Annotated in this window: 27 protein-coding genes, 1 tRNA gene and 1 riboswitch; of the genes, 18 read left to right on the forward strand and 10 right to left on the reverse strand. The window is 44.1% G+C overall.

Features of this window, described 5'->3' with window-relative positions:
• Positions 1 to 65 precede the first annotated feature (65 nt).
• Positions 66 to 1,361, forward strand: a complete 1,296-nt coding sequence (locus tag J3U64_RS06625; protein ID WP_267390989.1) for an MFS transporter — start codon at positions 66 to 68, stop codon at positions 1,359 to 1,361.
• Positions 1,362 to 1,451: 90 nt separating this feature from the next.
• Here J3U64_RS06625 and secB read toward each other — a convergent pair whose 3' ends face one another.
• Positions 1,452 to 1,916, reverse strand: coding sequence for a protein-export chaperone SecB (gene secB, locus J3U64_RS06630; protein ID WP_267390990.1), 465 nt, complete (start codon positions 1,914 to 1,916; stop codon positions 1,452 to 1,454).
• Between the two features lie 85 nt (positions 1,917 to 2,001).
• Positions 2,002 to 2,259: a glutaredoxin 3 gene (grxC, locus tag J3U64_RS06635; RefSeq protein ID WP_267408693.1), complete on the reverse strand. Its 258-nt coding sequence runs from the start codon at positions 2,257 to 2,259 to the stop codon at positions 2,002 to 2,004.
• Between the two features lie 144 nt (positions 2,260 to 2,403).
• On the opposite strand from grxC, the gene ftsE reads away from it, so the two are divergent.
• Both ftsE and ftsX read left to right on the forward strand, forming a co-directional pair.
• Positions 2,404 to 3,057, forward strand: a complete 654-nt coding sequence (gene ftsE, locus J3U64_RS06640) for a cell division ATP-binding protein FtsE (RefSeq protein WP_100141019.1) — start codon at positions 2,404 to 2,406, stop codon at positions 3,055 to 3,057.
• Positions 3,054 to 3,965, forward strand: coding sequence for a permease-like cell division protein FtsX (ftsX, locus tag J3U64_RS06645; RefSeq protein ID WP_267408694.1), 912 nt, complete (start codon positions 3,054 to 3,056; stop codon positions 3,963 to 3,965). The genes ftsE and ftsX overlap by 4 nt, the downstream gene beginning before the upstream one ends.
• A 42-nt stretch (positions 3,966 to 4,007) precedes the next feature.
• On the opposite strand, the gene J3U64_RS06650 is transcribed toward ftsX, so the two are convergent.
• A complete protein-coding gene (locus J3U64_RS06650) occupies positions 4,008 to 4,808 on the reverse strand; it encodes a hypothetical protein (RefSeq protein WP_267408695.1) in 801 nt (266 codons plus the stop codon).
• Between the two features lie 148 nt (positions 4,809 to 4,956).
• A complete protein-coding gene (aroG, locus tag J3U64_RS06655; protein WP_267408696.1) occupies positions 4,957 to 6,012 on the reverse strand; it encodes a 3-deoxy-7-phosphoheptulonate synthase AroG in 1,056 nt (351 codons plus the stop codon).
• A gap of 269 nt (positions 6,013 to 6,281) precedes the next feature.
• Positions 6,282 to 6,326: riboswitch (PreQ1 riboswitch) on the forward strand.
• A 6-nt stretch (positions 6,327 to 6,332) separates the two neighbouring features.
• Between aroG and queF the strand changes: the two genes are divergently transcribed.
• The 5 genes from queF to purB all read left to right on the forward strand — a co-directional run bounded on the left by queF (position 6,333) and on the right by purB (position 11,104).
• A complete protein-coding gene (gene queF, locus J3U64_RS06660; protein ID WP_267390993.1) occupies positions 6,333 to 6,803 on the forward strand; it encodes a preQ(1) synthase in 471 nt (156 codons plus the stop codon).
• Positions 6,804 to 6,896: 93 nt separating this feature from the next.
• Positions 6,897 to 7,556, forward strand: coding sequence for a 7-cyano-7-deazaguanine/7-aminomethyl-7-deazaguanine transporter (locus tag J3U64_RS06665; RefSeq protein WP_267408697.1), 660 nt, complete (start codon positions 6,897 to 6,899; stop codon positions 7,554 to 7,556).
• 129 nt (positions 7,557 to 7,685) lie between these two features.
• Positions 7,686 to 8,790, forward strand: a protein-coding gene (gene prfB / locus J3U64_RS06670) for a peptide chain release factor 2 (RefSeq protein WP_267408698.1) whose coding sequence is annotated in 2 segments (ribosomal slippage) — positions 7,686 to 7,766 and positions 7,768 to 8,790 — 1,104 coding nt in all. Because the reading frame shifts where the segments join, the coding sequence is not laid out codon by codon here.
• Between the two features lie 61 nt (positions 8,791 to 8,851).
• Positions 8,852 to 9,664, forward strand: a complete 813-nt coding sequence (locus J3U64_RS06675; RefSeq protein ID WP_267408699.1) for a glycosyltransferase family 2 protein — start codon at positions 8,852 to 8,854, stop codon at positions 9,662 to 9,664.
• A 69-nt stretch (positions 9,665 to 9,733) separates the two neighbouring features.
• On the forward strand, positions 9,734 to 11,104 hold the full coding sequence (gene purB / locus J3U64_RS06680; RefSeq protein WP_267408700.1) for an adenylosuccinate lyase: 1,371 nt from the start codon (positions 9,734 to 9,736) through the stop codon (positions 11,102 to 11,104).
• Between the two features lie 148 nt (positions 11,105 to 11,252).
• On the opposite strand, the gene J3U64_RS06685 is transcribed toward purB, so the two are convergent.
• From J3U64_RS06685 to J3U64_RS06710, 5 genes are all read right to left on the reverse strand, one after another.
• Positions 11,253 to 11,642, reverse strand: a complete 390-nt coding sequence (locus J3U64_RS06685; RefSeq protein WP_267391000.1) for a VOC family protein — start codon at positions 11,640 to 11,642, stop codon at positions 11,253 to 11,255.
• Positions 11,643 to 11,982: 340 nt separating this feature from the next.
• Positions 11,983 to 13,272 carry a histidinol dehydrogenase gene (gene hisD / locus J3U64_RS06690; RefSeq protein WP_267408701.1) on the reverse strand — a complete coding sequence of 430 codons (1,290 nt, stop codon included), beginning with the start codon at positions 13,270 to 13,272 and terminating at the stop codon, positions 11,983 to 11,985.
• A gap of 48 nt (positions 13,273 to 13,320) precedes the next feature.
• Positions 13,321 to 14,808, reverse strand: coding sequence for an NYN domain-containing protein (locus tag J3U64_RS09985; RefSeq protein WP_370387669.1), 1,488 nt, complete (start codon positions 14,806 to 14,808; stop codon positions 13,321 to 13,323).
• A gap of 30 nt (positions 14,809 to 14,838) precedes the next feature.
• Positions 14,839 to 15,492, reverse strand: a complete 654-nt coding sequence (gene hisG, locus J3U64_RS06705; protein WP_100141009.1) for an ATP phosphoribosyltransferase — start codon at positions 15,490 to 15,492, stop codon at positions 14,839 to 14,841.
• A 99-nt stretch (positions 15,493 to 15,591) separates the two neighbouring features.
• On the reverse strand, positions 15,592 to 16,242 hold the full coding sequence (locus J3U64_RS06710; RefSeq protein ID WP_100151466.1) for an SCO family protein: 651 nt from the start codon (positions 16,240 to 16,242) through the stop codon (positions 15,592 to 15,594).
• 205 nt (positions 16,243 to 16,447) lie between these two features.
• On the opposite strand from J3U64_RS06710, the gene J3U64_RS06715 reads away from it, so the two are divergent.
• The 3 genes from J3U64_RS06715 to nfsB all read left to right on the forward strand — a co-directional run bounded on the left by J3U64_RS06715 (position 16,448) and on the right by nfsB (position 18,661).
• A tRNA-Leu gene (locus J3U64_RS06715) sits at positions 16,448 to 16,532 on the forward strand.
• A 275-nt stretch (positions 16,533 to 16,807) separates the two neighbouring features.
• On the forward strand, positions 16,808 to 17,746 hold the full coding sequence (locus tag J3U64_RS06720; protein WP_267408702.1) for a nuclease-related domain-containing protein: 939 nt from the start codon (positions 16,808 to 16,810) through the stop codon (positions 17,744 to 17,746).
• A 270-nt stretch (positions 17,747 to 18,016) separates the two neighbouring features.
• Positions 18,017 to 18,661, forward strand: a complete 645-nt coding sequence (nfsB, locus tag J3U64_RS06725) for an oxygen-insensitive NAD(P)H nitroreductase (RefSeq protein WP_100151464.1) — start codon at positions 18,017 to 18,019, stop codon at positions 18,659 to 18,661.
• Between the two features lie 189 nt (positions 18,662 to 18,850).
• On the opposite strand, the gene J3U64_RS06730 is transcribed toward nfsB, so the two are convergent.
• Positions 18,851 to 19,453, reverse strand: a complete 603-nt coding sequence (locus J3U64_RS06730; RefSeq protein WP_267408703.1) for a 5-formyltetrahydrofolate cyclo-ligase — start codon at positions 19,451 to 19,453, stop codon at positions 18,851 to 18,853.
• 200 nt (positions 19,454 to 19,653) lie between these two features.
• Between J3U64_RS06730 and rpsB the strand changes: the two genes are divergently transcribed.
• The 7 genes from rpsB (at position 19,654) to ispC (ending at position 25,771) form a co-directional block, all read left to right on the forward strand.
• A complete protein-coding gene (gene rpsB, locus J3U64_RS06735; RefSeq protein ID WP_100141004.1) occupies positions 19,654 to 20,403 on the forward strand; it encodes a 30S ribosomal protein S2 in 750 nt (249 codons plus the stop codon).
• Between the two features lie 115 nt (positions 20,404 to 20,518).
• Entirely contained in the window at positions 20,519 to 21,391 is an 873-nt protein-coding gene (tsf, locus tag J3U64_RS06740) for a translation elongation factor Ts (protein WP_100141003.1), read from the forward strand.
• A 171-nt stretch (positions 21,392 to 21,562) separates the two neighbouring features.
• Positions 21,563 to 22,282, forward strand: coding sequence for a UMP kinase (gene pyrH / locus J3U64_RS06745; RefSeq protein ID WP_100141002.1), 720 nt, complete (start codon positions 21,563 to 21,565; stop codon positions 22,280 to 22,282).
• 130 nt (positions 22,283 to 22,412) lie between these two features.
• Positions 22,413 to 22,970, forward strand: coding sequence for a ribosome recycling factor (gene frr, locus J3U64_RS06750; RefSeq protein ID WP_100141001.1), 558 nt, complete (start codon positions 22,413 to 22,415; stop codon positions 22,968 to 22,970).
• A 28-nt stretch (positions 22,971 to 22,998) separates the two neighbouring features.
• On the forward strand, positions 22,999 to 23,748 hold the full coding sequence (locus J3U64_RS06755) for an isoprenyl transferase (protein ID WP_267408704.1): 750 nt from the start codon (positions 22,999 to 23,001) through the stop codon (positions 23,746 to 23,748).
• A 3-nt stretch (positions 23,749 to 23,751) separates the two neighbouring features.
• A complete protein-coding gene (locus J3U64_RS06760) occupies positions 23,752 to 24,561 on the forward strand; it encodes a phosphatidate cytidylyltransferase (protein ID WP_267408705.1) in 810 nt (269 codons plus the stop codon).
• A gap of 7 nt (positions 24,562 to 24,568) precedes the next feature.
• Positions 24,569 to 25,771: a 1-deoxy-D-xylulose-5-phosphate reductoisomerase gene (gene ispC / locus J3U64_RS06765; protein ID WP_267408706.1), complete on the forward strand. Its 1,203-nt coding sequence runs from the start codon at positions 24,569 to 24,571 to the stop codon at positions 25,769 to 25,771.
• Positions 25,772 to 25,782 lie beyond the last annotated feature (11 nt).

Consider the following 25,782-nt stretch of genomic DNA (forward strand, 5'->3'; position numbering starts at 1 on the left):
AAAAAGTTGGCTGGGGCTGTTATAAACCGCATTTGATTTTTAATCTGTTTGATTGAGAAAGTTAGATGAAGAGCGGGAATACAGAGGTTGCAGCACACAGAAAGCTGCTGACACGGGAAGATGTGCGTACGTTGATGCTGTCATCCTTTGGTGGCGCGCTGGAATTTTATGATTTTGTAATTTACGTATTTTATGCCAAAGTGTTGTCTGAGCTGTTTTTTCCAGCTGGTATGAATCCGTTTTGGGCGATGCTGAATACTTACGGTATCTTTGCTGCCGGCTATTTGTTCCGACCACTGGGTGGTATTGTAATGGCGCATTTTGGCGATTTGTTTGGGCGTAAACGTTTGTTTGCCCTGTCTATCATGATGATGGCTTTGCCAACGCTGCTGCTGGGATTGATGCCTACATTTGACACAATTGGCTATGTTGCGCCTGTGTTGCTGCTGGTATTACGCATGATACAGGGTGTGGCTATTGGCGGTGAAATTCCGGCGGCTTGGACGTTTGTATCTGAGCATGTGCCTGAAAAACATGTGGGTATGGCCAATGGTTTTCTTACCGGCGGGCTGTCGCTGGGTATTTTATTGGGCTCGTTGATTGCACTGATGATGTCCAGACAGTTTACCAGCGCAGCTATTCTGGATGGTGCATGGCGTATTCCTTTTATTCTGGGAGGTTTATTTGGTCTACTGACCTTGTATCTGCGTAGTTATCTGCGAGAAACACCGGTTTTCAAGGCGATGCAGCAGCGTAAGGAGCTGGCTACGGATATGCCATTAAAATTACTGGTGACTCAGCATAAGACTGCCGTGATTATTGGTATGCTGCTTACTTGGTTTTTGACCGGATGTATCGTTGTAATTTTGCTGGCCATGCCACAATTGCTGACTGCGGGCTTTGGTTTTTCCAGTGCGCTTGCTTTTGAAATGCAGAGTATGGCGATAGTGATGCAGATGATCGGCTGTGTGCTGTATGGTGTTTTAGCCGACCGTGTAGGCAGTGGACGCATGCTGATTTGTGGGATTGTATTGACTGGTGTGATGGCAGTGTTATTCTATCCGGCACTGGGAAATAGCAGTGAAGGTATGGTTTTTGCTCTCTATATGCTGTTGGGACTGGCTGCCGGGGTAGCCGGTATTGTATCTGCTGCGATGATTAAAATGTTTCCACCTGCTATTCGCTTTACTGGTATTTCTTTTTCCTACAATGTGGCTTATGCGATTGTCGGTGGCCTGACTCTGCCTGTCGTGCAGTGGTTAAGCAGCTATAGCCCTATTGGTGCCATGTATTACATTCTGCCATTGTGTGTGGTGGGTTTGCTGGCGGCTTTTGCATTCCAATTTCGTTATCAGCGCTAAAACTATCGCGCCAAAAATGTTAGACACAAAAAAACTGCTTTATCCATAAGTGTTCATCATGTCAGGATAAAGCAGCTTTTTTATTAACAATCAGGCGTTACCGGCATTAGCTTGTTCGGCCTGATACATGGCTTCGAAGTTAATCGGAGCCAGCATCACTGGCGGGAAGCCTGAACGGGTGATGGTATTGGATACGGTTTCACGGGCATACGGGAACAAAATATTCGGTGCTGCTACCGCCAGCAGTAATTCCACATCATCTTCTGGAATATTAGCAATGCGGAAAATACCGCTTTGAGCAACTTCGTTCAGAAATAGTACTTTTTCTTCGGTCATCTTGGCAGTAACTGTCACTGTTACGGTAACATTATAGAATTCATCCTCTAGTTTCTCAGCAGCAGAAGTCACGCGCATTTCGATTTGAGGTTCTCCGCCTTCAAGAAAAATTTGTGGTGCATGGGGCACTTCCAGTGACAAATCTTTCAGGTAGATTTTTTCAATGCTGAATACCGGCTGTTGTTCGTTTTTTTCTGGTGCTTGTTCTTTTTTGCTCATGCTTTTCTTTCAACAAAGGGATAAGGGATAGGGTGGCAGAACTATCCGGCACAGCCGGATAACGGAGAAGAGAAATAGTCTGCGCTTAGCCTGCCAGTAAAGGATCTAGTTTACCTGCTTGGTTCAAAGCATTCAAATCATCAAAGCCGCCAACGTGTACTTCTCCGATATAGATCTGTGGTACGGTACGGCGACCGGTACGCTGCATCATCTGCTCGCGCGCCTGAGGATCGATATCAATGCGGATTTCATTGATGGCTGTGACGCCTTTCTGTTTCAGTAAGGCTTTTGCCATCTGGCAATACGGGCATACACCCGTGGTATACATGGTAATCGCTTGCATCGTATTTTCCTTGTCTGCGTACAGATACTGATTAGAATAGCCTAGCATACCGCGAACTGAAGCTACTGAACAGGTGCAGGCTTTCTTTGCGAGTATGCTGCGGTATAATTAGTGAATATTTACATCACAAACGGACACCTACAGATGATTCGTTTTGAGCAGGTATCGAAAACGTATCCGGGCGGTTTCACCGCAGTGAAAAACCTTAGCTTTTCTATCAGTAAAGGGGAGATGATTTTTATTGCCGGCCATTCCGGAGCTGGTAAATCAACCATTCTGAAACTGATAAGCGGCATTGTGAAGCCTACCAAGGGAAAAGTGTGGCTAAACAATCAGGATTTGGGACGTCTGAACGACAATCAACTTGGTTATCTGCGTCAGCATATCGGTATTGTGTTTCAGGACCATAAACTGCTGTTTGACCGCAATGTGTTGCAAAATGTGATGTTACCTTTGCGAATTACCGGTTATGAACGTAAGCAGGCAGAGCACCGTGCCCGTATAGCAATTGAAAAAGTTGGCCTGAAGGGGCGAGAAATGGCCGACCCGGTGACCTTATCTGGCGGAGAGCAGCAGCGCCTGTGTATTGCTCGTGCAGTGGTGCATCAGCCTGGTTTGCTGATAGCTGATGAGCCCTCAGCCAATCTGGATCGGGCGTACGCACTGGATATTATGGAATTGTTCAAGACCTTTCATGAGGCTGGTACCACAGTAATGGTAGCCGCTCACGATGAAACTCTGATGGCTGATTACGGCCATCGCATTATTCGATTGCAGGAAGGCAGGTTATACGCATGATTCAGTTTGTTTCCCTGCATACAGAAGCGGCGTGTAAAGCATTACGGCAGTTACTGCGCCAGCCGGTGGCAACGCTGTTGATTCTAGTTATGCTGGCAATCGCCATGACGTTACCACTGGCATTGTATCTCGGTGTACAAAGCGGACAGCAGGTGCTGGGACAGATTAACGATGCACCCACCATGACCCTGTATATGCAGATGGAAGCGAAAGCCAGTGATAATCAGGCTGTAGAAAAAGCCTTGCAGGCGAATAAACAGCTTGAAAAAGTAGTGTTTGTGAGTAAGCAGCAGGGACTGGAAGAATTGCAGCAGAGTATGGGGAGTCAGGATCTGGTTTCTATGCTTGATAGTAACCCGCTGCCGGATGCGTTTACCGTCACGCCTCAAGTGGACACTCCAGAAGAATTGGCGGCATTACAGACGCAGCTGGCGCAGCTGCCGATGGTGGAAAGTGTGAAAATGGATGCGGAATGGATGCAAACCCTGTATCAGATTAATCACTTTGTGCATCAATTGTTGTGGTTTCTTGCTATAACGCTGGGACTGGCGTTTGCGCTGGTGGCGTATAACACCATTCGCTTACAGATTCTTAGCCACCGTGAAGAAATAGAAATTACGAAGCTGCTCGGTGCACCAGCTTCTTTTATTCGCAGGCCTTTTCTGTATCTGGCCATCTGGCAAAGCCTACTTGCTGCCGCCATTAGTACCGGCTTGTGTTACTGGCTCTGCTATATGACTCAGCCTATAGTCAGTGCCATTCTCCAACCTTACGGCGTGCATATTGCCTGGCGGTTTTTCAGCCCCTGTGAAATAGTGGTAATTTTATTGCTGGTTTGCGGACTGGGTGTTGTGGGTGCATGGCTGGCTACGCGTCAGCATCTGCTTAGCTTTAAATCCGTACGCTAATCTACTTGTGCTTCCAATAACAAATCCTCAGTAAACCAAAATTTACTGAGGATTTTTTTCAATATGATTTTTTACCTTCTCTATCAAAACAGGGTCTGCATAAAGTTCAGCCACTTCTAGTAATGCGCTTTCATTACAATACTGACCATTATTTAGGTATTCAAGAATAAGCGCCACCACACGTTTATCCTGACGCTTTGCTAAACCTTGCATCGCCTCGTTTACCACCAATTTATCTTGATCATGGGCATTTTTCCACAAACATGCCCGAACAACCGCATTATCTATCTCACTTTCCTGCAAAGCAAAAGTAGCCCAATCTTTAACCGAACACACTTCATCATCAGCAAGTTGCAACAACGCTTCAGTGACTTGTGTGCCCTCATTATTAAATGGAATTAAGGCAAAAGCTAAACTTTCGCGGCAAAATGAATTAGGATGATCAACAAAATTCAACATGGTAGGTAATGCTGCGGCGACAGGAGTGAATGATAATTGGCTTAAAGCCACCGCATTAACGTAAGGATTTGAATCGGCCAGTGCCGCAACAAGCATTTTTTCGCTGTCTGCAATACCAAAACGAGTTAATTTACTGAAATGATGCTTATTTAAATAAAACAGTTGTCCCATAACAAACACGGCTAAATAGCGTTTTTTCCAGTTACGCGATTTAAATAGTTTTTGCATACACGCTACCGTGTCAGCATTGCCTCGATAACGAATTTCAAGAGCGGATAGCCAGTCTGCTTCATAGTAATCCTGTAAAGCTATGCCAATCAGGCTTTTAAGACTTAACCGCTTTAAATTTTCCCTTTTTTTTGAAACTTTTTTGTAATCATTCATTTTTAATCATTGAATTAAGTTTAATTACAAGCGATTTTTAAAAATTCCTTTGAGCATTTTTGCTGAAAAAAGCACATCCGCCTACGGTGCTGATTCATCCCTACAGTGAGTCAGCATCCGCTTAGGGCTATTTTAAATTATGGAAAAATTATTGATTCTGACGAGCCTGAGCTGCCTGTGCCAGTAGTTGGAGCATCGTTTCGGTTTCTTCCCAGCCAATGCAGGCGTCTGTAATACTCTGACCATAATTTTCTGGATTATCCTGCCTGCCTGCCATCAGATTGCTTTCCACCATAACGCCCATTATATGCTGCTCACCGGCCTGAATCTGTGCGGCGATATCCTGAGCCACTTCCATCTGCCGACGATAATCTTTGCGGCTGTTAGCATGACTGCAATCAATCATCAAATATGGTGTAACCTGATGTTTGTTTAGCTCATCTACTGCGGCCTCAACATGCTCATGGCTGTAATTAGGTTCTTTACCACCGCGCAGAATAATGTGGCAATCTGGATTACCGCTAGTACGCACAATAGCCGAATGGCCGGCTTTGGTTACCGAAAGGAAATGATGTGGATGGCTAGATGCGCCAATGGCATCAATGGCAATTTTCAAATTGCCGTCGGTGCCGTTTTTAAAACCTACCGGACAGCTTAAACCAGAAGCCAGCTCGCGGTGTACCTGACTTTCCGTCGTACGGGCACCGATGGCACCCCATGAAATTAGATCGGCAAAATATTGTGGAGTAATCATGTCCAGAAATTCAGTTGCAGCAGGCATACCCATATTGTTTAATTCTAAAAGCAGTTTGCGAGCCAGACGTAGACCATAGTTAATATCGTAGGAACCATCTATTCGCGGGTCGTTAATCAAGCCTTTCCAGCCTACAGTGGTACGTGGTTTTTCAAAGTATACACGCATCACAATCAGCAATTGATTTGCATATTTTTCGCGTAATACATTCAGCCGCCGGCCATATTCCAGTGCAGCGACTGGATCATGGATGGAGCAGGGGCCGATAATGACCAGTAAACGTTTATCATGTCCATGCACCAATGCAGCAATTTCCTCACGAGTATCGTGGACTACTTCAGCAGCTTTATCGGTAATCGGCAATTCATATAAATGGGCAATCGGTGGCAACAATTCTTTAATTTCTTTAATCCGGACATCATCTATTGGTCTGGTTACTGCCTGATTCATAATTTTTCCTGTCGAATGCTATTATTTTAAATTTTAATGATTTACCTATCAGGCTATAATGAATAAGTTTAAAAAGCAAGATTCAAACTTTTGTATCGCTACAATATTGCTTAAATATCAAATTATCTAGCATATAATTATATTTCAAATCTAATATATATCGGTTATTGGCAGAATATTTTAATAAAAACCATTATATTGTTCTGGCACCTTGATTAAAAATTTGCAAGTGCTGTTTTAAGCACGTATGGGTTTCGGGTACAATCGCCTCCCCTGTGGTTCGTAAACCTCCCACATTAAAAAACTAGGAAATCAACTATATGCGTGCACAAAATAATCTGGGCACAGTTAGTCTGCTGGGTAATCAGCACACGCAGTATTGCAGCGATTACGCACCGGAGCTACTGGAAGCCTTTGATAATCAACATCCCGATAACGATTATTTCGTTAAATTCATCTGTCCTGAATTCACCAGTCTGTGCCCGAAAACCGGTCAGCCAGACTTTGCCACCATTTACATCAATTACCTACCCCGCTTGCGCATGGTAGAAAGTAAATCATTGAAACTGTATCTCTTCAGTTTTCGCAATCATGGTGATTTTCATGAAGATTGTGTCAACATCATCATGAAAGATTTGATTGCATTAATGCAGCCTAAATATATAGAAGTATATGGAGAATTTACGCCGCGGGGCGGCATTGCCATCCATCCGTATGCCAATTACGGCGAACCCAATACACGCTACAGTGACATGGCTGCTCAGCGTCTGCTGCAGTTTCAAGTGAAATAAACCTGTCACTGCTGCAAGATACTTTCTGTATGGCTAGCTCGGGTTTTCTGATGATTACCTGTTGCGCAGCCGCATAAATAAACAGGATTACCTATGTATGAATTTTCCGATGCGCAGCGTTTTAAGGCGTTGTGCTGGCTGACTTTCTGGCACATGCTGGTTATCGTGGCCAGTAATTATCTGGTGCAGTTTCCCTTTACTCTGTGGGGGCTACACAATACTTGGGGCGCATTTACTTTTCCGTTTATTTTTCTAACTACTGACTTAACCGTACGCATATTCGGCTCAGGTCTGGCGCGAAAAATTATTTTCTGGGTGATGTTGCCTTCATTGTTGTTTTCCTATGCCATCTCCGTATTGTTTCAAAACGGACACTGGATGGGCTGGGTGGCATTAAGCCATTTTGATTTATTTGTAGCGCGTATTGCTCTTGCTAGTTTTACCGCTTACGTAGTCGGACAGCTGATGGATATTCTGGTGTTTAACCGGCTACGCCAATGCAAGCGCTGGTGGCCGGCTCCAAGTGCCTCCGCTGTGCTGGGTAGTGCCGTCGATACATTACTGTTTTTCGCAGTAGCATTCTATCATTCACCAGATGCCTTTATGGCGGCCAACTGGTTACAGATATCCTTTACAGATTATGCATTTAAAATCACTGTGGCCGCACTGTTTTTCCTGCCCACGTACGGCGTGATACTGCGTTATTTACTCTATCGGCTGACCGCCTTAGCGCCGCGTACCGTAAACGGTTAAAACGCATCAAAAACGTTGTTACAGCGTAATATCTTAACTTCAACAGGCCGCTTGATAAGTGGCCTGATTGCCGTGAAGGCATCTGTTATAATACGCGCCTATTTTCAAATACCTGGCTGAGAGAACATCATGGAAGCGGAGCAGATTAATCAGTTAAACAATATTCTGGATGATATGGCATCCCGTAGTCACGATTTACGGAGGTATCTTTGACTACGCTGGCAAAAAAGATCGTCTGGAAGAAGTAATCGGTCTGTCAGAAGACCCTGAACTCTGGAACGACCCGAAAAAAGCACAAGAAGTTGGCAAAGAGCGTAAAGTACTGGAAGGCATTGTGCTGACGCTGGATCATCTGCACAGCGGGATTGAAGACAACCGCATACTGTTGCAAATGGCTGTTGAGGAAAACGACAGCGACGGTTTAGCAGCAGTGCAGGCTGATATTACCGCATTGCAAGAAGAGCTGGCGCAGCTAGAATTTAAGCGCATGTTCAATCAGCCAGCCGATGTGAATAATTGCTTCATAGATATCGTGGCTGGCGCAGGTGGCACCGAGGCCGAAGATTGGGCCGGTATGTTATTGCGCATGTACGTACGCTATGGCGAACGCAAAGGTTTCAAAGTAGAAATCCTTGAAGAAGACGAGGGTGAAATTGCAGGGGTTAACCGTGCTACCATCAAGCTAGATGGTGAATACGCCTACGGATTGCTGCGTACCGAAACCGGTATTCACCGACTGGTGCGTTACTCACCGTTTGATTCTAATAACAAAAGACATACATCGTTTGCTTCCGTATTCGTTTATCCGGAAGTGGATGACAGCTTTGAAATTGAAATTAATCCCGCAGATTTGCGTGTCGATACCTATCGCGCTTCCGGTGCCGGCGGCCAACACATCAACAAAACCGATTCGGCTGTTCGCATCACGCATGAACCAACTGGTATTGTCGTACAGTGTCAGAACGACCGTTCCCAGCACCGTAATCGCGAAGAGGCGATGAATATGCTCAAAGCCAAGTTGTTTGAGCTGGAAATGCGTCGCCGCAATGAGGAAAAACAGAATCTTGAAGCCAGCAAGGATGATGTAGGCTGGGGACATCAGATTCGTTCCTATGTATTCGATTCATCGCGTATCAAGGATTTACGCACTGGTTATGAAGTAGGCAATATCAAGGCCGTAATGGATGGCGACCTTGATGGCTTTATCGAAGCCAGCTTGAAACAAGGTGTATAAAAAATATGTCATAAGGCTGCCAGCTATCAGTTAGGCGGCCTTAATTGTTAAGGTAGCCTGTATGAAATCTATTGATGTCATTATTCCCTGCTATAACGCCGAAAATACATTGGCACGAGCAATAGACAGTGTATTGGTACAGCCGGAACTGGGCTGTCTGTGGCTGGTGGATGATGCGTCTGCAGATGGAACAGCCAGTTTGATTCGGCAGTGGCAGCAGCGCCATCCACAACTTATACGAAGTGAGTTTCTGCCCACAAACCGTGGTCCGGCTGTGGCGCGTAACTGGGCGGCCTTGATGTCTAGTCGTAACCACATAGCATTTCTGGATGCAGATGATGCCTACCAGCCGCATGCACTACAGGCAGCCAGCGCCGTGTTCAGTTTCCGGCCGCAAACCGGTTTATTGCGTTTACCGGTCAAGGGACATAATATCCCTGAACGATACCGAGAGCATGAAAAATTTGCTGTGGCATGGCGTACGTTTGAAATGATTACTGCCACCAATACAGTTTTCAACCGTGCCTATTTCCTCGCCTGTGGCGGTTTCCCAGTTGATGCTCTGTTTCGGCAACTTGGTGGCGAAGATGGGGCGCTGGGGCTGGCCACAATAGAAAGCTGCATGGTGGCCACGCTGTTTGATGAAGCTGGAATGCCTGATATCGGTGTCGATTTTTATGGCCACGATGGGATGTATGTACGCAAACTGCTTGATGCTATGCTATATGGGCAAAAGCGGGAGGAATGCGATGATACAGCGATGCAACAGGCCGATGCGGTAACACAAAGTATTGTGCAGCGGTTACACGATTTGCATGAGATACTTGCTTACCCACACCCTGGTAAACAACCCCTGAAATTGTTTACCGATTAAGCATGGCACTCAAAATGCCAGTGCATTAACTGAATTTAGTCTTATCATTACTCTGGAAGTAGAAGAAACATGATCAATCCATTAACTGCCTTGTCACCGCTGGATGGGCGATATGCCTCGGCTGTCTCTGAATTACGGCCAATTTTTTCTGAATACGGTCTGATACATGCTCGCATAAAAGTTGAGCTGGAATGGCTCAAAGCACTGGCTGCCGAAGCCGCAATTAGTGAAGTTCCACCCTTTACTGCCGCTACTATTGCTGAAATCGACGGCGTAATTGCGGATTTTTCAGTTGAAGATGCGCAGGCAGTCAAAGCTATCGAGGCTACAACCAACCATGATGTAAAAGCCATCGAATACTGGCTGAAACAGCGTTTTGCTAATGTCCCCGAAGTGCTGGCCGTGAGTGAATTCATTCATTTTTCCTGTACCAGTGAAGACATCAATAATTTATCGCATGCACTAATGCTGAAACAGGCTCGTGACGAAGTATTGCTGCCGAAACTTTGCGAGCTGATTGAGGAATTGCGTCAGCTGGCACATACTCATGCTGCCTTACCGATGATGTGCCGAACACATGGGCAGCCTGCTACACCTAGTACGCTAGGTAAAGAAATTGCCAATGTGGTGGCGCGTCTTCAGCGCCAGATTCAATCTGTTCAGCAACAACAGTTTCTGGGCAAAATTAATGGAGCGGTCGGTAATTACAATGCGCATCTGATCGCTTATCCAGATATAGATTGGGAAGGCCATTGCCGCCGTTTTGTTGAATATAATCTGGGACTGACATTTAATCCATATACCATCCAAATAGAACCGCATGATTATATGGCCGAATTTTTCCAGAACATTAGTCGTATCAATACCATTCTGATTGATTTTAACCGCGATATTTGGGGTTATATCTCGATTGGCTACTTTAAGCAGAAAGTGAAAGCCGGAGAAGTTGGTTCCTCTACCATGCCACATAAAGTCAATCCGATTGATTTTGAAAATTCAGAAGGTAATCTGGGTATGGCTAATGCCATACTGGGTTTCCTGGCCGAAAAGCTTCCAGTATCGCGCTGGCAGCGTGATCTAACCGACAGTACTGTATTGAGAAATATGGGCGTTGGTTTCGGCTACACCATTCTCGGGTTAATCTCGCATTTACGTGGATTGCATAAACTGGAAATCAATGAAGCTGCATTTGCTGCTGATTTAGAGGCAACATGGGAATTACTGGCTGAACCAATTCAGACGGTTATGCGTCGCTATGGCGTAGCCAATCCCTACGAGCAGCTCAAAGAGCTTACCCGTGGCAAACACGGCATCACGCCACAAAGTTTACAGGCATTTATCAGCCAGCTTGCTATTCCGGACAACGCCAAAGCACAATTGCTGGCGCTGACTCCGTCATTATATGTTGGTAAAGCGCAAGAACTGGCAGAGCGCATTTAAAACAATACAAGTAGAAGGTGGGCATAGCCCGCCTTTTTTTATTTATGGCCGTAAAATATTTTTATCCACAGCTATACCCTTTCCGCACAAATCTCATAGCTCAACGGTTGTTCAGCTTATTGCGGATAAATTAAAAACTAGCTCAGAATTAAGAATTTTGTGGATAATTAGCCAGTTCAATCAAATTATTATCCGGATCACGAATATAAATTGAAGTCATTTTTCCACAGGCACCATGTCGGCTACTGGGTTGCTTCTCCAGCGGGATATGATGCTCCTGCAAAATAGCTATCACTTCATCCAGCGATTGTTCCACAATAAAACACAAATCTGCTGAGCCTGGCGTAGGATAAAGTGCTTTCGGATTAAACTCATGTCCTTGCTGGTGTAAATTAATTTTCATTTCGCCAAAATGCAGAGCAGTACGATTGTCGGCAAACCTACTTTCGCGCATGCCCAGTATCTTTGTATAAAAAGCAGTTGAAGCCTGAATATCTTTAACTGTCAAAACCAGATGATCCAGCGTTTTAATCTGCATTACCGGCTCCTTAAATAGCATTCCACAAAATTTCTGCCGAAAAATAACTTTTAATTATTGATTATATTATAAAAAATAAAATTTTCTCAAACAGCAGATAAAGCAAAAATTATTGTATAAGGTCAAAATACCTTATTTGTAAGCAAATATTTTTATCAACTAGAATGCTATTTTTTTATGATTATAGGCAGTGCTGCAAGCATTAAAAAATTCAAATGACTTTATCCAGAAACAAAAAAACAAACAATAATATTTTTATGCTTAAAGAATAAATGATTTACCAGAAATTAATAAAAAAGCCAATGCCATTTGTAGCATTGGCTTAAATAAGTCAGGTGTTTTATTCCATACGTAATTCTGCTGCACGAGCATGAGCCGTCAGTCCCTCACCATGCGCTAGAATACTGGCAATCTGTCCCAATTGCTTCGCTCCCTGCGCAGATACCTTAATTAGGCTGCTACGTTTCTGAAAATCGTAGACACCCAGAGGAGATGCAAAACGAGCAGTACGGCTGGTCGGTAAAACATGATTGGGCCCAGCACAATAATCGCCAAGACTTTCACTGGTATACTGACCCATAAATATAGCACCGGCATGGCGTATTTTCGGTGCCCATTCCTGCGGATTGGCTACTGAAAGCTCCAGATGTTCCGGAGCCAAATAATTGGCAATTTCACAGGCTTCTTCCAGATTCTGCACTTGAATAATGGCTCCGCGATTAGCCAGCGATGCTTTAATAATGGCTTTACGTGGCATCTCTTTCATGAGCGTCTGCATTTGTGCTTCTACTTCAGATGCATAGTTTGCATCCGTAGTAATCAGAATTGCCTGAGCGATTTCATCATGTTCTGATTGACTAAACAAATCCATCGCCACCCATTTAGCCGGCGTGGTGCCATCGGCAATAACCAAAATCTCGCTCGGGCCTGCAACCATATCGATACCCACCACACCAAACACCCGCCGTTTGGCAGCAGCCACATAAGCGTTGCCTGGGCCGGTAATTTTATCGACTTGCACAATACTTTCCGTACCATATGCCAGCGCTGCCACAGCTTGTGCCCCGCCGATGGTAAAAACTTGTGTGACTCCAGCTACATAAGCAGCACCCAGTACAATATCATTGCGTTCCCCGTTTGGCATGGGCACGACCATAATGATTTCTTTTACTCCTGCCACATGTGCCGGCATCGCATTCATTATCACCGAGCTTGGATAAGCTGCCTTGCCGCCAGGAACATAAATACCCACTCGATCCAGCGCACTAATCTGCTGTCCCAGTAAAGTACCGTTTTCATCTTCATATTGCCACGATTGTTGTTTCTGGTGCTGGTGATAGCTCTCAATCCGTTTTGCTGCCGTTTGCAAAGCAGACTGAACATCTGCAGGCAGCCGTGCAAATGCCGCAGCCAAATCGGCCTGACTTAAAGTCAGTTCAGCCATGGATTGTGCCTGTGTGTGGTCAAAGCGGTTGGTATATTCGACTACTGCTGCATCACCACGTTGCTGTACATCTGTACAGATAGCAGCCACTGCAGCATCCACTTGAGGATCCTGTGCGGTTTCAAATGCCTGAAGGGCAGTCAACTGAGCCTTAAAGTCAGTATCCTGCGAAGAAATATATTTCATACCTTTGTATAACGGGCAGCCTATGCTGCCCGATCCTGATAGATTTAATTAAATATTATTACCGAAATTATCATCATCCACATCGATAACCGGAGACTTTGTTTTAGCAGCTAGCTCATGTGCTGGAATGGTATTGCCATCTACTTCAACATCATACGGTTTGACTACCCGTACTCTCAGACCACGGCCGGCCTTGCGGCTGTCGATCCATTCATTGCTGATGGCGGAAATAGCATTATTGGCATTATCAAAGCCATAGTCTTTAGCGTTGAACCCACCATCACTGGTTACCAGCTCTCGTGCGACCGAGCTTACTGTTGCCCAGCCTTCAATATCACAGGTTCGTTCAATCGCTTTCTGTACCATCGGTACCAGACGGTTCCAATAATGCTGGCTGGAAGTTTCGCCAGAAGAACGATTGGATTTAGCAGTACGGCTGTTGAAACCAGTTTTAGCTGGCCGGCCGCGGCCGCGACTATTTTCTGATGTCGTCACCGCCGTTTCAAATACAGCTTTGCGAGGACGGCCACGTCCGCGCTTAGTCTGATCATCACGGCTTTTATCGAAGCTGGTGAATTCAGGCGCCTGAGTTTCAATTTGTACCAATACCGGTTGAGTATTCTTCGTTTTTTCTTCCGGCTCAATCTTGACACTCACTTTTTCCGCCGGTGATGATTTGCTGACAGCCGGAATCGTAATCACCAAAGGTGCGTCATTGTTCTGCTGAAAAGCAGCCGGTTCAGCAACTGGAGCAAAAGATTTATTTTCTGTTTTCGGCAGCAGATTATTACTGCGTTTTTTCAAACGCAGCCATAAATGATTTCCATGCATCTGCGTTTCAAAAATATCGATAGCATTAATCAGATAGGACAATTTAGTATAGCCGTAATTACGAGCATCAAAATCAGAATTAACCTTATTGATATATTGTCCCACTACCCCCAGCGACGTCCAGCCATCATCATCAGCGTGTTCCTTCACTGCATTGCGAAACAGATTCATCAATGCTGTGTCCTGCTTCAGTTCAGTCGGAGATTTACGCTTGTTGCGGAATATAGGTGTCTGGGATTTGTCTTCACCAAGTTCTACTGTTGTATGGCTAAGCAGATTTTCAGTATAAATAAATTTATCACAGGCTTTACGAAAAGATTCAGGCGTTTTCTTTTGCCCGAAACCATAAACAGTCAGGCCATTTTCACGAATGCGTGATGCTAAACGGGTAAAATCACTGTCGCTGGACACAATACAAAAACCATCAAAAGTATTGCTGTAAAGTAAATCCATCGCATCAATAACCATGGCCATGTCGGTAGCATTTTTTCCCTTTGTGTAGGCAAACTGCTGCACCGGTGTAATAGCATGCGGAAGCAATGCATCTTTCCATTTGGATAGGCCACTGCTCCAGTCACCATAGATACGTTTGACACTGGCAATACCATATTTGGCGATTTCTTCCAGTAGAGATTCAACCGTACTGGCTGAAGTGTTGTCTGCATCTATAAGTACTGCCAGTTTGGCCGAATTTTCCGTTGTCATTTAAATAATTCCTGTTCAATATAAATAAAACTAAATTTTTTGATTTTTTGCCTGTGCAAAAACATCAATAATTGGTTGTATACATGAATATTTCAATTTTAAAGCTGCCTTATTCACCACCAGCCGGCTGGATATATCTACCACATGCTCTACAGCCTGCAGATTATTTGCCTGTAATGTATTACCGGTAGAAACCAGATCAACAATTGCATCAGCCAAGCCCACCAGCGGTGCCAGTTCCATCGATCCATACAGCTTAATCAAATCAGTATGCACACCTTTACCGGCAAAATGTTCTGCCGCTATATTCGGATATTTAGTAGCTACCCGCAAACGGCAGCCGGGCTGCGAAGCTGCCGCATAATCAAAACCTTTTCTTACGGCTACCATCATCCGGCAGCGGGCAATATTCAAATCCAGAGGCTGATATAGCCCATCTCCATCATGTTCAATTAAAACATCTTTTCCCGCAATTCCAAAATCAGCTGCACCATATTGCACATAAGTAGGCACATCTGTCGCCCGCACAATAATCAAGCGGATATTGTTATGATTCGTATTAATAATCAGTTTGCGGGATGACTCCGGGTCTTCAATAGCCTTAATCCCCGCTGCTGCCAGCAAAGGCAGCGTTTCTTCATAAATACGACCTTTAGATAACGCAATGGTTAATTGTGCAGTCATTTTTTTATCAGTATCTAGACACTGCAAAAATCTTTAGCTATAAATTTATTATTGCGTAAAAATTAATTTGCATATTATAAAAATATTAATTACATAATTTTAATCTAACAATTGTTTCATGTCATGAGCCAATTGTGTTGCTGTCTGGCTGTGTGGTTCATACACCACGGTATGTCCCTGTTTGTCCAGCAAATATGTCCCAGTACTATGATCCAGCTGATAGTCTTTTGCACTACTGCCTGCTACTTTATGTACCGCAATTTTATATTGGGTAATCACACTATTAAGCGCCTGCAAACGCGGTTTGTCTACCGTTAAACCGATAAAATTCGGATTAAATGCTGGTGCATACTCAGCCATAACTTGCGGTGTATCGCGCAGAGGGTCAAGTGTAATAAATAGCACTTGTACTTGCTTACCCTTTTCTCCTAGCTGATTTATCGCATCCGCATAAGCTAGCAGATTAGTGGGGCATACATCTGGACAATGCGTGTAGCCGAATACCAGTGCAACCACTTTACCGCGAAAATCACGCAAATGTACTGATTTACCTTTGCCATCCAGCAAAGAAAAATCATCTCCGCCCAGACCGGCATCGCGCACATCGCTTCCTTCAAAAGAATATTGCTGATGCTGCGGCATATCTGCACTGGCAGCCGGCTTGGCTGTAGAAGCCGGTACTTGCGGCTGACATGCTGATAGCATGATTGCCGAAACAATTAACGCCGCAGATAAATGGATTTTAAACATAAATTGATTTGTATTACAAAATTGTACTTTATAATGTTCAGCTAAAAAATACAATACAGATTTTTAATTTTAAATTAATAAGTAAAATATAAAAAAATCCAAATATAAAATCAATATTTTATTCATAAATAATTAAAAAAATTCCCTACCAAGAAAAAAACCTTTACAACTATAGAAAATCCGTTATAATGCCGATTCTTCGCTAGCCCAGATGGCGAAATTGGTAGACGCAGGGGACTCAAAATCCCCCGCCGCAAGGTGTGACGGTTCGAGTCCGTCTCTGGGCACCAGATTTAAAAAACCGCTGAAATCAGCGGTTTTTTTTACGTCTGCCGCCTGTAAAGACAACAAAATAAAAGCAGCACAAACTATTTGCCGTTCAAATCATTACCATGTATAAACTTCAACAAAACATTTACACAAAAGTGATTAAAATAAATATTGGCAGATATAAGCAATAAACTGAGTGGAAAGAAAAATATCTTAAAAGAACCCCAAACATCAATCAGCAGGGCAGATATAGCTAAAATATATGCCAATCTAAATTATTAAAATTGACTACAAAATGATTATTAAGCAAATTGATAGTAAACAAGAGGATTTAGAAATATTGCAACAGCTGCAGCAGCGGCCTGATTTATCACCGCAAACGCAGCGGAAAATTGAGCAACGCATCCGTTTATTGTGTGCTGGCATCAAAGGTGAAGAAGAGTCAGCCTATCTAATGCAATTTCATTTTGGAAATCACCCAGATTGGGTAATTATCAACGATTTAAGGCTGCAATTTCAAAACAAAGTAGCTCAGATAGACCATTTACTGATTAATCGCCATTTGCAGATATTTGTTTGTGAAAGCAAAAGAATAGCAGGTGAATTGATAATCAATGAATTTGGTGAATTTTCGCGCCGATATAATGGGCAAGGACAAGGCATGCCTTCACCACTGGAACAAAACAAACGCCATATCAGTATCCTGAAACAATTGTTACAGAAAAAGCGGATTCAATGCCCCAGTCTTTGCGGATTGTATTTTAAGCCTTTGATATACAGTCTAATTTTAATATCAAACGATAGCTCTATCCGGCGCCCGAAAAAAACAATAGCCGGACTGGATAACATTATAAAGAATGAGCAGTTGCAAGAAAAAGTAAAGCAGTTTAGTAAACCTTTAGGCATATTCAGCATTATTCGCACTGTTTCCCGTAGCCGGCTAGAAGAATTTGCTCATCAGTTGGTCAAACTACATCATCCACAAAAGCATGACTGGTTGGCATGTTTTGGATTAAATAAAATAAATAACCATTCAGCCAAAATTGCTACGTCTTCACAGCCGCAAACAGAAACCCTAACCCCAGTGAAAAAGCCTGTCAGCTATTTTTGCGTAGCTTGTCGTAAAAATATTAGCCCAGATGCTGCCAATTATTGCTGGAATCATAAAAACATATTCGGCGGTAAAGCCTATTGTTATCAATGCCAGCAAATAATTAGACAAAAGCATCAATAATATCCTGTCCACTGCAATTTCCGTATACAGTCATAAAACAGTAGCATTTTGTTTAAAAAAATTTAGTAACTGCAAAAAAATATTCAACAATACTTTTTTCTAAATTATCAGATAACATTAACTACATACAGAAATTAGACTGTGGTTAGGAAATGGTAATGATTTACAGCATGGCTGTCATAGCAGCACACTACCAAGGATAATAAACTGTATAAAATTAAATATCTGAATTATTATACAAATATAGTAGTTAAGTAACAGGAGCCAACCATGAATATTGCTGATATTTCTAAACAGCGTTATACCACGAAACATTATGACAAAACCCGCACAATACCACCTGAACAATTAGCTCAGTTATTTGAAGTAATTAGAAACAGTCCCTCATCGGTTAATTCACAACCTTGGCATTTTTTTGTAGTAGATAACGATACTGCGCGGGAAAAAATCATGCCAGCCATCCTAGAACTGAATCATCCGCGTGTCGCTGATGCATCCCATACATTAATATTTTGTGCCAAAAAACCGTTGGACGAAAAGCATTTACAGCAGGTGTTGGCACAAGAAGAAAAAGATGGCCGTTTCGGTGAAGGAGAAGTAAAAGAAATGATGGACAAAGGTCGCCATTTCTTTGTAAATAAAAACAGTTCTACTCCGCAAAGCCAGCTTGAATGGGAAAGTAAACAACTTTATATCGTGCTAGGGCAACTATTATTTGCGGCCACGGCTGTCGGCATCGATTCTACAGCTATTGAAGGATTTGATGACCAGAAAATGGATGAAATACTTGGTCTACCGCAGCAAGGTCTGAAAAGCGTTTTGGTGGTATGTCTAGGCTATCGTGCAGCCCATGACAGTAATGCCAGCCGCCCAAAATCCCGCTTACCGGAACAAGAGATTTTTACGCATTTATAATAATCAGATCTGACTGTCTTCAGACAGCTTCAAGGGCAGTTACATGTAGCCTATATTGCGTAACTGCCCAATTATTTTTTTATAGCTGGATTGCCGATGACTACTTAAAAGTGGATTTATTTAATCGATAAATAGCCAGTGAGAATAATAAGCACAAATAAATATCTTCATTCTGACCAGAAAATCATATTAAAAATTTCGAATTCCCTGTTCACAGATAAAAAACGGTATTCTGATATCGTGTTTTTCCGATTCTATTTTACCAATTAACTGGCATTTAAAACCCACGCCGGTCAATCTCAAATGCCATGGTGGTAAAGCTGCAAGCGTAGCATCATAATAACCTCCACCCTGACCAAGCCGGTTACCCTGCTGGTCAATGCCAAGTAAAGGGACAATAACTGTGTTTAAGCTGCGGGCGCGTAGGCGTGGTCCGCCAAACTGCGGAATTGTCTTCCGTCTGCGCTTAAGCCCATGCAAAATCAAATAGCGAGCTGTAGCAGGCTGTCGTGGTAGGTGCGGGCAACGTGTAAACCATAATTGGCGCTGCTTGGGTGCAATACTGGGTAAATAGACTTCAGCTCCGCGGTGCTGTGCCGTGGCAATAAAAGACCACAATGATAATTCGCTACCAATGGCCCAGTACGCTGCAATCCGTTTTCCACGTCTTATCAAGGGATAAAGCAGGCGGTTAATTTGCGATGTAGCCTCTTTACGGAGCTCCGGCTTTATTTGTTGCCGTTGCTGTCGCAAATAGCGGCGTAGTAATGTTTTATCGTAATGCTGGTGCATAAATAAAATAGACGGCTTAATAAATTGATTAACAGAGGTAGTATCGTGCACTTGCCGAAACAGCTTTTTTTCTGTATCATCCGAACGTTTTACCTCGGTAAAAATAAATAACGCTCGCACCGTACGCGAAAGGGTGCTCTTTAATTTATAGAGTTCTATGCGTGGCGGTGTCAGGCTTTAACCCTTTAAGGATAGATATTATGTCACAAATTACTATGCGCCAGATGCTGGAAGCAGGCGTACATTTTGGCCACCAAACCCGCTACTGGAACCCGAAAATGGCTGAATACATTTTCGGTGCGCGTAACAAAATTCATATCATCAATCTGGAAAAAACCCTGCCGCTGTTTATTGAAGCACAGGATGTTGTGCGCCGTCTGGCTGCCAACAAAGGCACCGTATTATTTGTTGGTACTAAACGTCAGGCTCGTGATATTGTTAAGGAAGAAGCAACCCGTGCTGGTGCACCTTACGTAGATCATCGCTGGTTGGGTGGTATGCTCACCAACTACAAAACCGTTAAACAGTCTATCAAACGTCTGGAAGAAAAAACCGCTGCGCTGGAAAATGCTACAGAAGCTGGCTATGGCAAAAAAGAAGTGCTGGAAATGCAGCGTGAAGTAGCCAAACTGGAACGTTCTTTGGGCGGTATCAAAGACATGAAAGGTCTTCCGGATGCTATTTTCGTTATCGATACCGGCTATCAAAAAGGTACACTGGTAGAAGCCGCTAAACTGGGTATTCCAGTTATCGCTGTGGTCGACACCAACAATAGCCCTGACGACGTTAAATATGTAATTCCCGGTAATGATGACTCAGCTAAAGCCATCCGTCTGTATTGTCGCGGTATTGCTGATGCTATTCTGGAAGGCAAAGCCCAATCATTGCAGGAAGTGGTTCAGGCTGCTCAGGCTGCTGAGGAAAAACAGGCTGCAGCAACTGCCGAATAATTAGCTCTTTCGTATTTTTCGTAAAAGAAGGGGGACATTAGTGCCCCTTTTTTTAAAGTATTTTTTCAGTCTGATATCCATCAGGCTGAGTATAATCAAGTTTAAGGAGTAAAACATGGCTGCAATTACTGCAAAAATGGTTGGTGATTTGCGTGCTGCTACTGGTCTGGGCATGATGGAATGCAAAAAAGCACTGGTGGAAGCCGAAGGTAACATGGAAAAAGCCGAAGAAATTTTGCGCATTAAATCCGGTGCCAAAGCTGGTAAATTGGCTGGACGTACAGCTGCAGAAGGCGTGATTGCCGAATATGTAGATGGTAAAGTAGGTGCCGTAGCCGAAATCAACTGTGAAACGGACTTTGTTGCCAAAGATACCAGCTTCATGGCGTTTGCTCAGGCTGTGGCCAAAGCCGTTGCCGTACATAATCCAGCTAGTCTGGAAGCCTTGGCTGAAGCTAAAACCGACGACGGTGTAACTATTGAAGAAGCCCGCAAAGCTGTGATTGCCAAACTGGGTGAAAACATCACCGTGCGCCGCTTTGAACGCATTGAAACCGACAATAGTCTGGTTACCTATATGCACGGTACCAAAATCGGCGTATTGGTTGAGCACAAAGGTGGTGATACTCAGGCTATTCGCCAGGTGGCCATGCACATCGCAGCTTCCAAGCCACAGTGTGTCTCTGCTGCTGAAGTAAATCCGGAAATTGTGGCTAAAGAACGCCACATTTATGAAGAACAAGCTGCTGCTTCCGGCAAACCGGCAAACATCATTGAAAAAATGGTGGAAGGTCGTGTACAGAAGTTTCTGGCAGAAGTAACTCTTCTAGGTCAGCAGTTTGTCATCAACCCTGACCAAACCGTGGAAAAATTTCTTAAAGAACAGAATGCCGAAATCAGCCGTTTTGTAGCTTTCCACGTAGGTGAAGGTATTGAGAAAAAAGAAGTAGATTACGCTGCTGAAGTAGCCGCTGCTTCTAAAGTATAAGGCAGTAAATGCCAAGGGCACTCTGGATTCAGATTTCTGAATCAGGGTGCTTTTTTTTGAGTTATCTCTTTCATCGCATTGAGATAGCTGAAATAAAAGTTCCCAATATATTTTGAAAATTATGGTAATAGCTGTTAAAAATCTAATGGCAAACAGATAGAAAGAATGATCATGACCAAACCAGCAAAATACAAGCGTGTATTATTGAAGCTATCCGGTGAATCCCTGATGGGGCCAGATGCTTTCGGTATCAACCGCGATACCATCATGCAAATCACCGCACAGGTTAAAGAAGTGGTCGAAATGGGGGTAGAAGTGGCTATCGTCATAGGTGGTGGTAACATCTTTCGTGGTATGGCTCAGTCTGCTAAAGGCATGGAGCGCGCCACCGCCGATTACATGGGCATGATGGCCACAGTAATGAACGCCCTTGCCTTAAAAGAAGCCTTCGAAACCCAGCAGATAAAGGCGCGTGTCCAGTCTGCCCTGAGTATGCAGCAGGTTGCCGAAACTTATGCGCGCCCCAAAGCCATCCAATATTTAGAAGAAGGTAAAGTAGTCATTTTTGCTGCCGGCACCGGCAATCCATTTTTTACCACCGATACTGCAGCCAGCCTACGTGGTGTGGAAATGAATTGTGATATTATGTTAAAAGCAACCAATGTAGACGGTGTATATACGGCCGACCCCAAAACCAATCCAGAGGCTAGACGTTATCAGCAAATCACCTTTGATGAAGCAATCAGCCAGAATTTAAAAGTAATGGATGCTACAGCCTTTGCCTTATGTCGTGAGCAGAAATTAAATATTGTGGTGTTCGGCATCTTCAAACCGGGTGCATTGAAAAAAGTCATCATGGGTGAAGATGAAGGTACACTGGTGCATGTTTAAAAATCGCCAGACAGATTAACTTAACTTGAGTTGATGCGTATAACTGCGTTAGTATGCGCGTTTGCCATTTTCTGGTTGCCGAAATTTCAACAAATTGAAATAAATGCAATCAGTTCAGACAGGAATGTTCATGATTAACGAAATTCAACACACCGCTGAAACAAAAATGCAGAAATCCTTGGATGTATTGCGCGATAATCTGGCAAAAGTTCGTACCGGCCGTGCACATACCGGTCTGCTGGATCAGGTAGAAGTAGAATACTACGGCAGCATGGTTTCTGTAAGTCAGGTAGCCAGTATAACTCTGCTGGATGCCCGTACCATCGGTGTTAAACCCTTTGAAAGTAAAATGGCCGCCGTTATCGAAAAAGCCATCCGCAATTCCAATCTCGGACTGAATCCAGCTGCCATGGGTGATTTGATACGCGTGCCGATGCCAATGCTTACTGAAGAGCGCCGAAAGGATCTAATAAAAGTAGTACGTGGCGAAGTAGAAGATGGCCGTGTTGTGGTACGTAATGTTCGTCGTGATGCCAATAATGATCTCAAACGTCTACTCAAAGACAAAGAAATCAGCGAAGATGAAGCCCGCCGCGGTGAAGAAGGCATTCAGAAGCTGACTGATAAATACATAGCTGAAATTGATAAAATGCTGGCAACCAAAGAAGCCGACCTGATGGCCATCTAAGCTTGTAAATCCCCGTAAAGGATGTATTTTGACTACCAGTAGTACCCAAACCGTACCAGAACACACAGACATACCTCGTCACATTGCCGTTATCATGGATGGAAACGGGCGCTGGGCCAAAAAACGGTTGATGCCCCGTATCATGGGGCATAAAAAAGGTCTGGAAATGCTGGAAGACATGACAGCAAACTGTGCCCGTATGGGTGTCGAGTATCTGACTGTTTTTGCTTTTTCAACCGAAAACTGGCGGCGGCCGGTAGATGAAGTTAACTTCCTGATGAATCTGTTTCTGCAATCCTTACAGAAACGTGTACAGAAATTGCATAAAAACAACCTGCGCCTGCGAGTTATCGGTGATCGTAGCCGGTTTGCTGCAGAAATTGTACAAGGTATTAAAGAAGCTGAAGCATTAACTGCAGCCAATACCGGCCTTACTCTGACCATCGCTGCAGATTACGGTGGTCGCTGGGATATTCTGCATGCAGCCAATCAGGCCATTCAGGCAGGAGCTACCGAGCTAACTGAAAGCAGCATTTTGCCCTATCTTTCACTTGGCGATGCACCAGAACCAGACCTGTTCATCCGCACCGGTGGTGAAACACGTATCAGTAATTTTCTCTTGTGGCAACTAGCCTACACCGAATTATATTTTACACCGGTGCTGTGGCCGGATTTTGGCGAAGACCATCTGGCTACTGCCATCCGCTCCTATCAGGTGCGGGAGCGGCGCTTTGGTAGAACTTCGGAGCAGCTGCCTCTTACTCAACAGCGTCCCTGACATATGCTCAAACAACGTATTCTCACTGCACTAATCCTGTTGCCCTTAATGATAGGTATGTTGTTTGGGGCCAATAACAGCTTATGGGCTGCTTTCAGTGGCCTTATTGCATTGCTGGCTTTATGGGAATATGCCCGTATTGTCCATTTCACCCATGTACAAAACCTACTCTATTTACTGCTGAGTGCAGCAGGTGGTTTCTGCCTGTATCTTTATCATCAACAGACTTACACACCTGTATGGTTACAGATAGTTGTATTGCTGTTTTGGCTGATACTCGTACCCTTCTGGTTAAAATTTAAATGGAAAGTTAAAGCAAACTTGCTTGGTGTATTGACCGGTTGGATATTAATGTTGCCTTTCTGGCAAGCTTTAATTTCTCTGCGTCCAGATGCCAGATCAGCCACAGCACTACTTTCGATCATGGCTTTAGTATGGATTGCTGATATTGCCGCCTATTTTGTTGGCCGGACGTTCGGTAAACGTAAACTAGCACCGACCATCAGCCCGAATAAAAGTTGGGAAGGGGCAATAGGTGCCGTATTCTGCGTTGCAATATATACAGTTATATTGCAGCAGCGTGGATGGCTGCCTGTTAACCTGCCGTCGTGGCAAACCATGATTCTGGCGGCTATTTTGACCGCTGTGAGTATCTGTGGCGATTTGCTTGAAAGCTGGCTCAAACGTGCAGGTGGTGTAAAAGACAGTAGCAAGCTTCTGCCTGGACATGGCGGTGTATTCGATCGGGTAGATTCCCTGATAGCCGTACTCAGCGTTTATGCCGCTTTAGTGGTTTGTTTTAATATAAAGTGATTTACTGATGAATGGTTGTAAACCGATATCAATTACCATTCTGGGTGCTACCGGCAGCATAGGCCTGAACACGCTAGATGTTATAGGCCGCCATCCCGAACGCTTTGTTGTCTTTGCTTTGACAGCGCACCAGCAAATTGATCTTTTGGCCGAATTGTGTTTTCGTTTCCAACCGATGTACGCAGTGGTAGCCACCGCCCAGCAGGCCTGCGTATTGCAGGCACAATTACTGACAGCGGCACTGAAAACCGAAGTATTGTATGGTGAGCAGGCGCTGTGTGAAGTGGCACAGGCCAGTGAAACAGATGCTGTAATGGCTGCTATTGTTGGCGCGGCCGGACTTAAACCGACTCTTGCTGCAGCAAAAGCCGGTAAAATCATATATCTGGCCAATAAAGAGACTTTAGTAGTGGCTGGTGCCTTATTCATGCAAACTGTACAGCAGTACGGTGCGCGTCTATTACCGGTTGATAGCGAACATAATGCCATCTTTCAGTCTTTGCCTGCTGATTATCAGGGTAATCCTCAACTGGCTGGCGTAGAATCGCTGATTTTAACGGCTTCAGGTGGTCCCTTTCTGCATACACCGTTAGATGAATTTGCCACAATTACTCCAGAAGCTGCTATAAACCATCCTAACTGGAAAATGGGGCGTAAAATTTCTGTGGATTCTGCCAGCATGATGAATAAAGGGCTTGAATTGATAGAAGCTCGCTGGCTATTCAATGTAACAGCTAAACAGCTGGAAGTAGTTATCCATCCACAAAGTGTGATACACAGTATGGTACGCTATATTGATGGTTCTGTACTGGCACAAATGGGCAAGCCAGACATGCGCATACCGATTGCGCACTGTCTGGGTTTGCCAGATAGAATTGTTTCAGGCGTCAAACAACTGGATTTTACGCGTTTAAGTGGCTTAAACTTTTTGGCACCGGATTTTGTACGCTTTCCCTGCCTGAAATTGGCATATGATGTACTGAACAGCAGCAATGACGCCAGCTCTTGTGTCCTGAATGCAGCTAATGAAATTGCCGTGGCCGCTTTTCTGGATGAGCAGATTCGGTTTACTGAATTGGCACAGGTCGTTGAAAACTGCCTGCAGCAATTCAGCGGTTCTACAGCAGCATCCATTGAAGAATTTCTGTTTCTGGATGAGCAGGTGCGCAGTGCTGCTAAAACATGGGTGGCCGGTAGGGCTGCCAGCTGAATACAGGATAA

The organism is Snodgrassella sp. B3800, from assembly GCF_026535865.1.
Classification (GTDB): domain Bacteria; phylum Pseudomonadota; class Gammaproteobacteria; order Burkholderiales; family Neisseriaceae; genus Snodgrassella; species Snodgrassella alvi_E.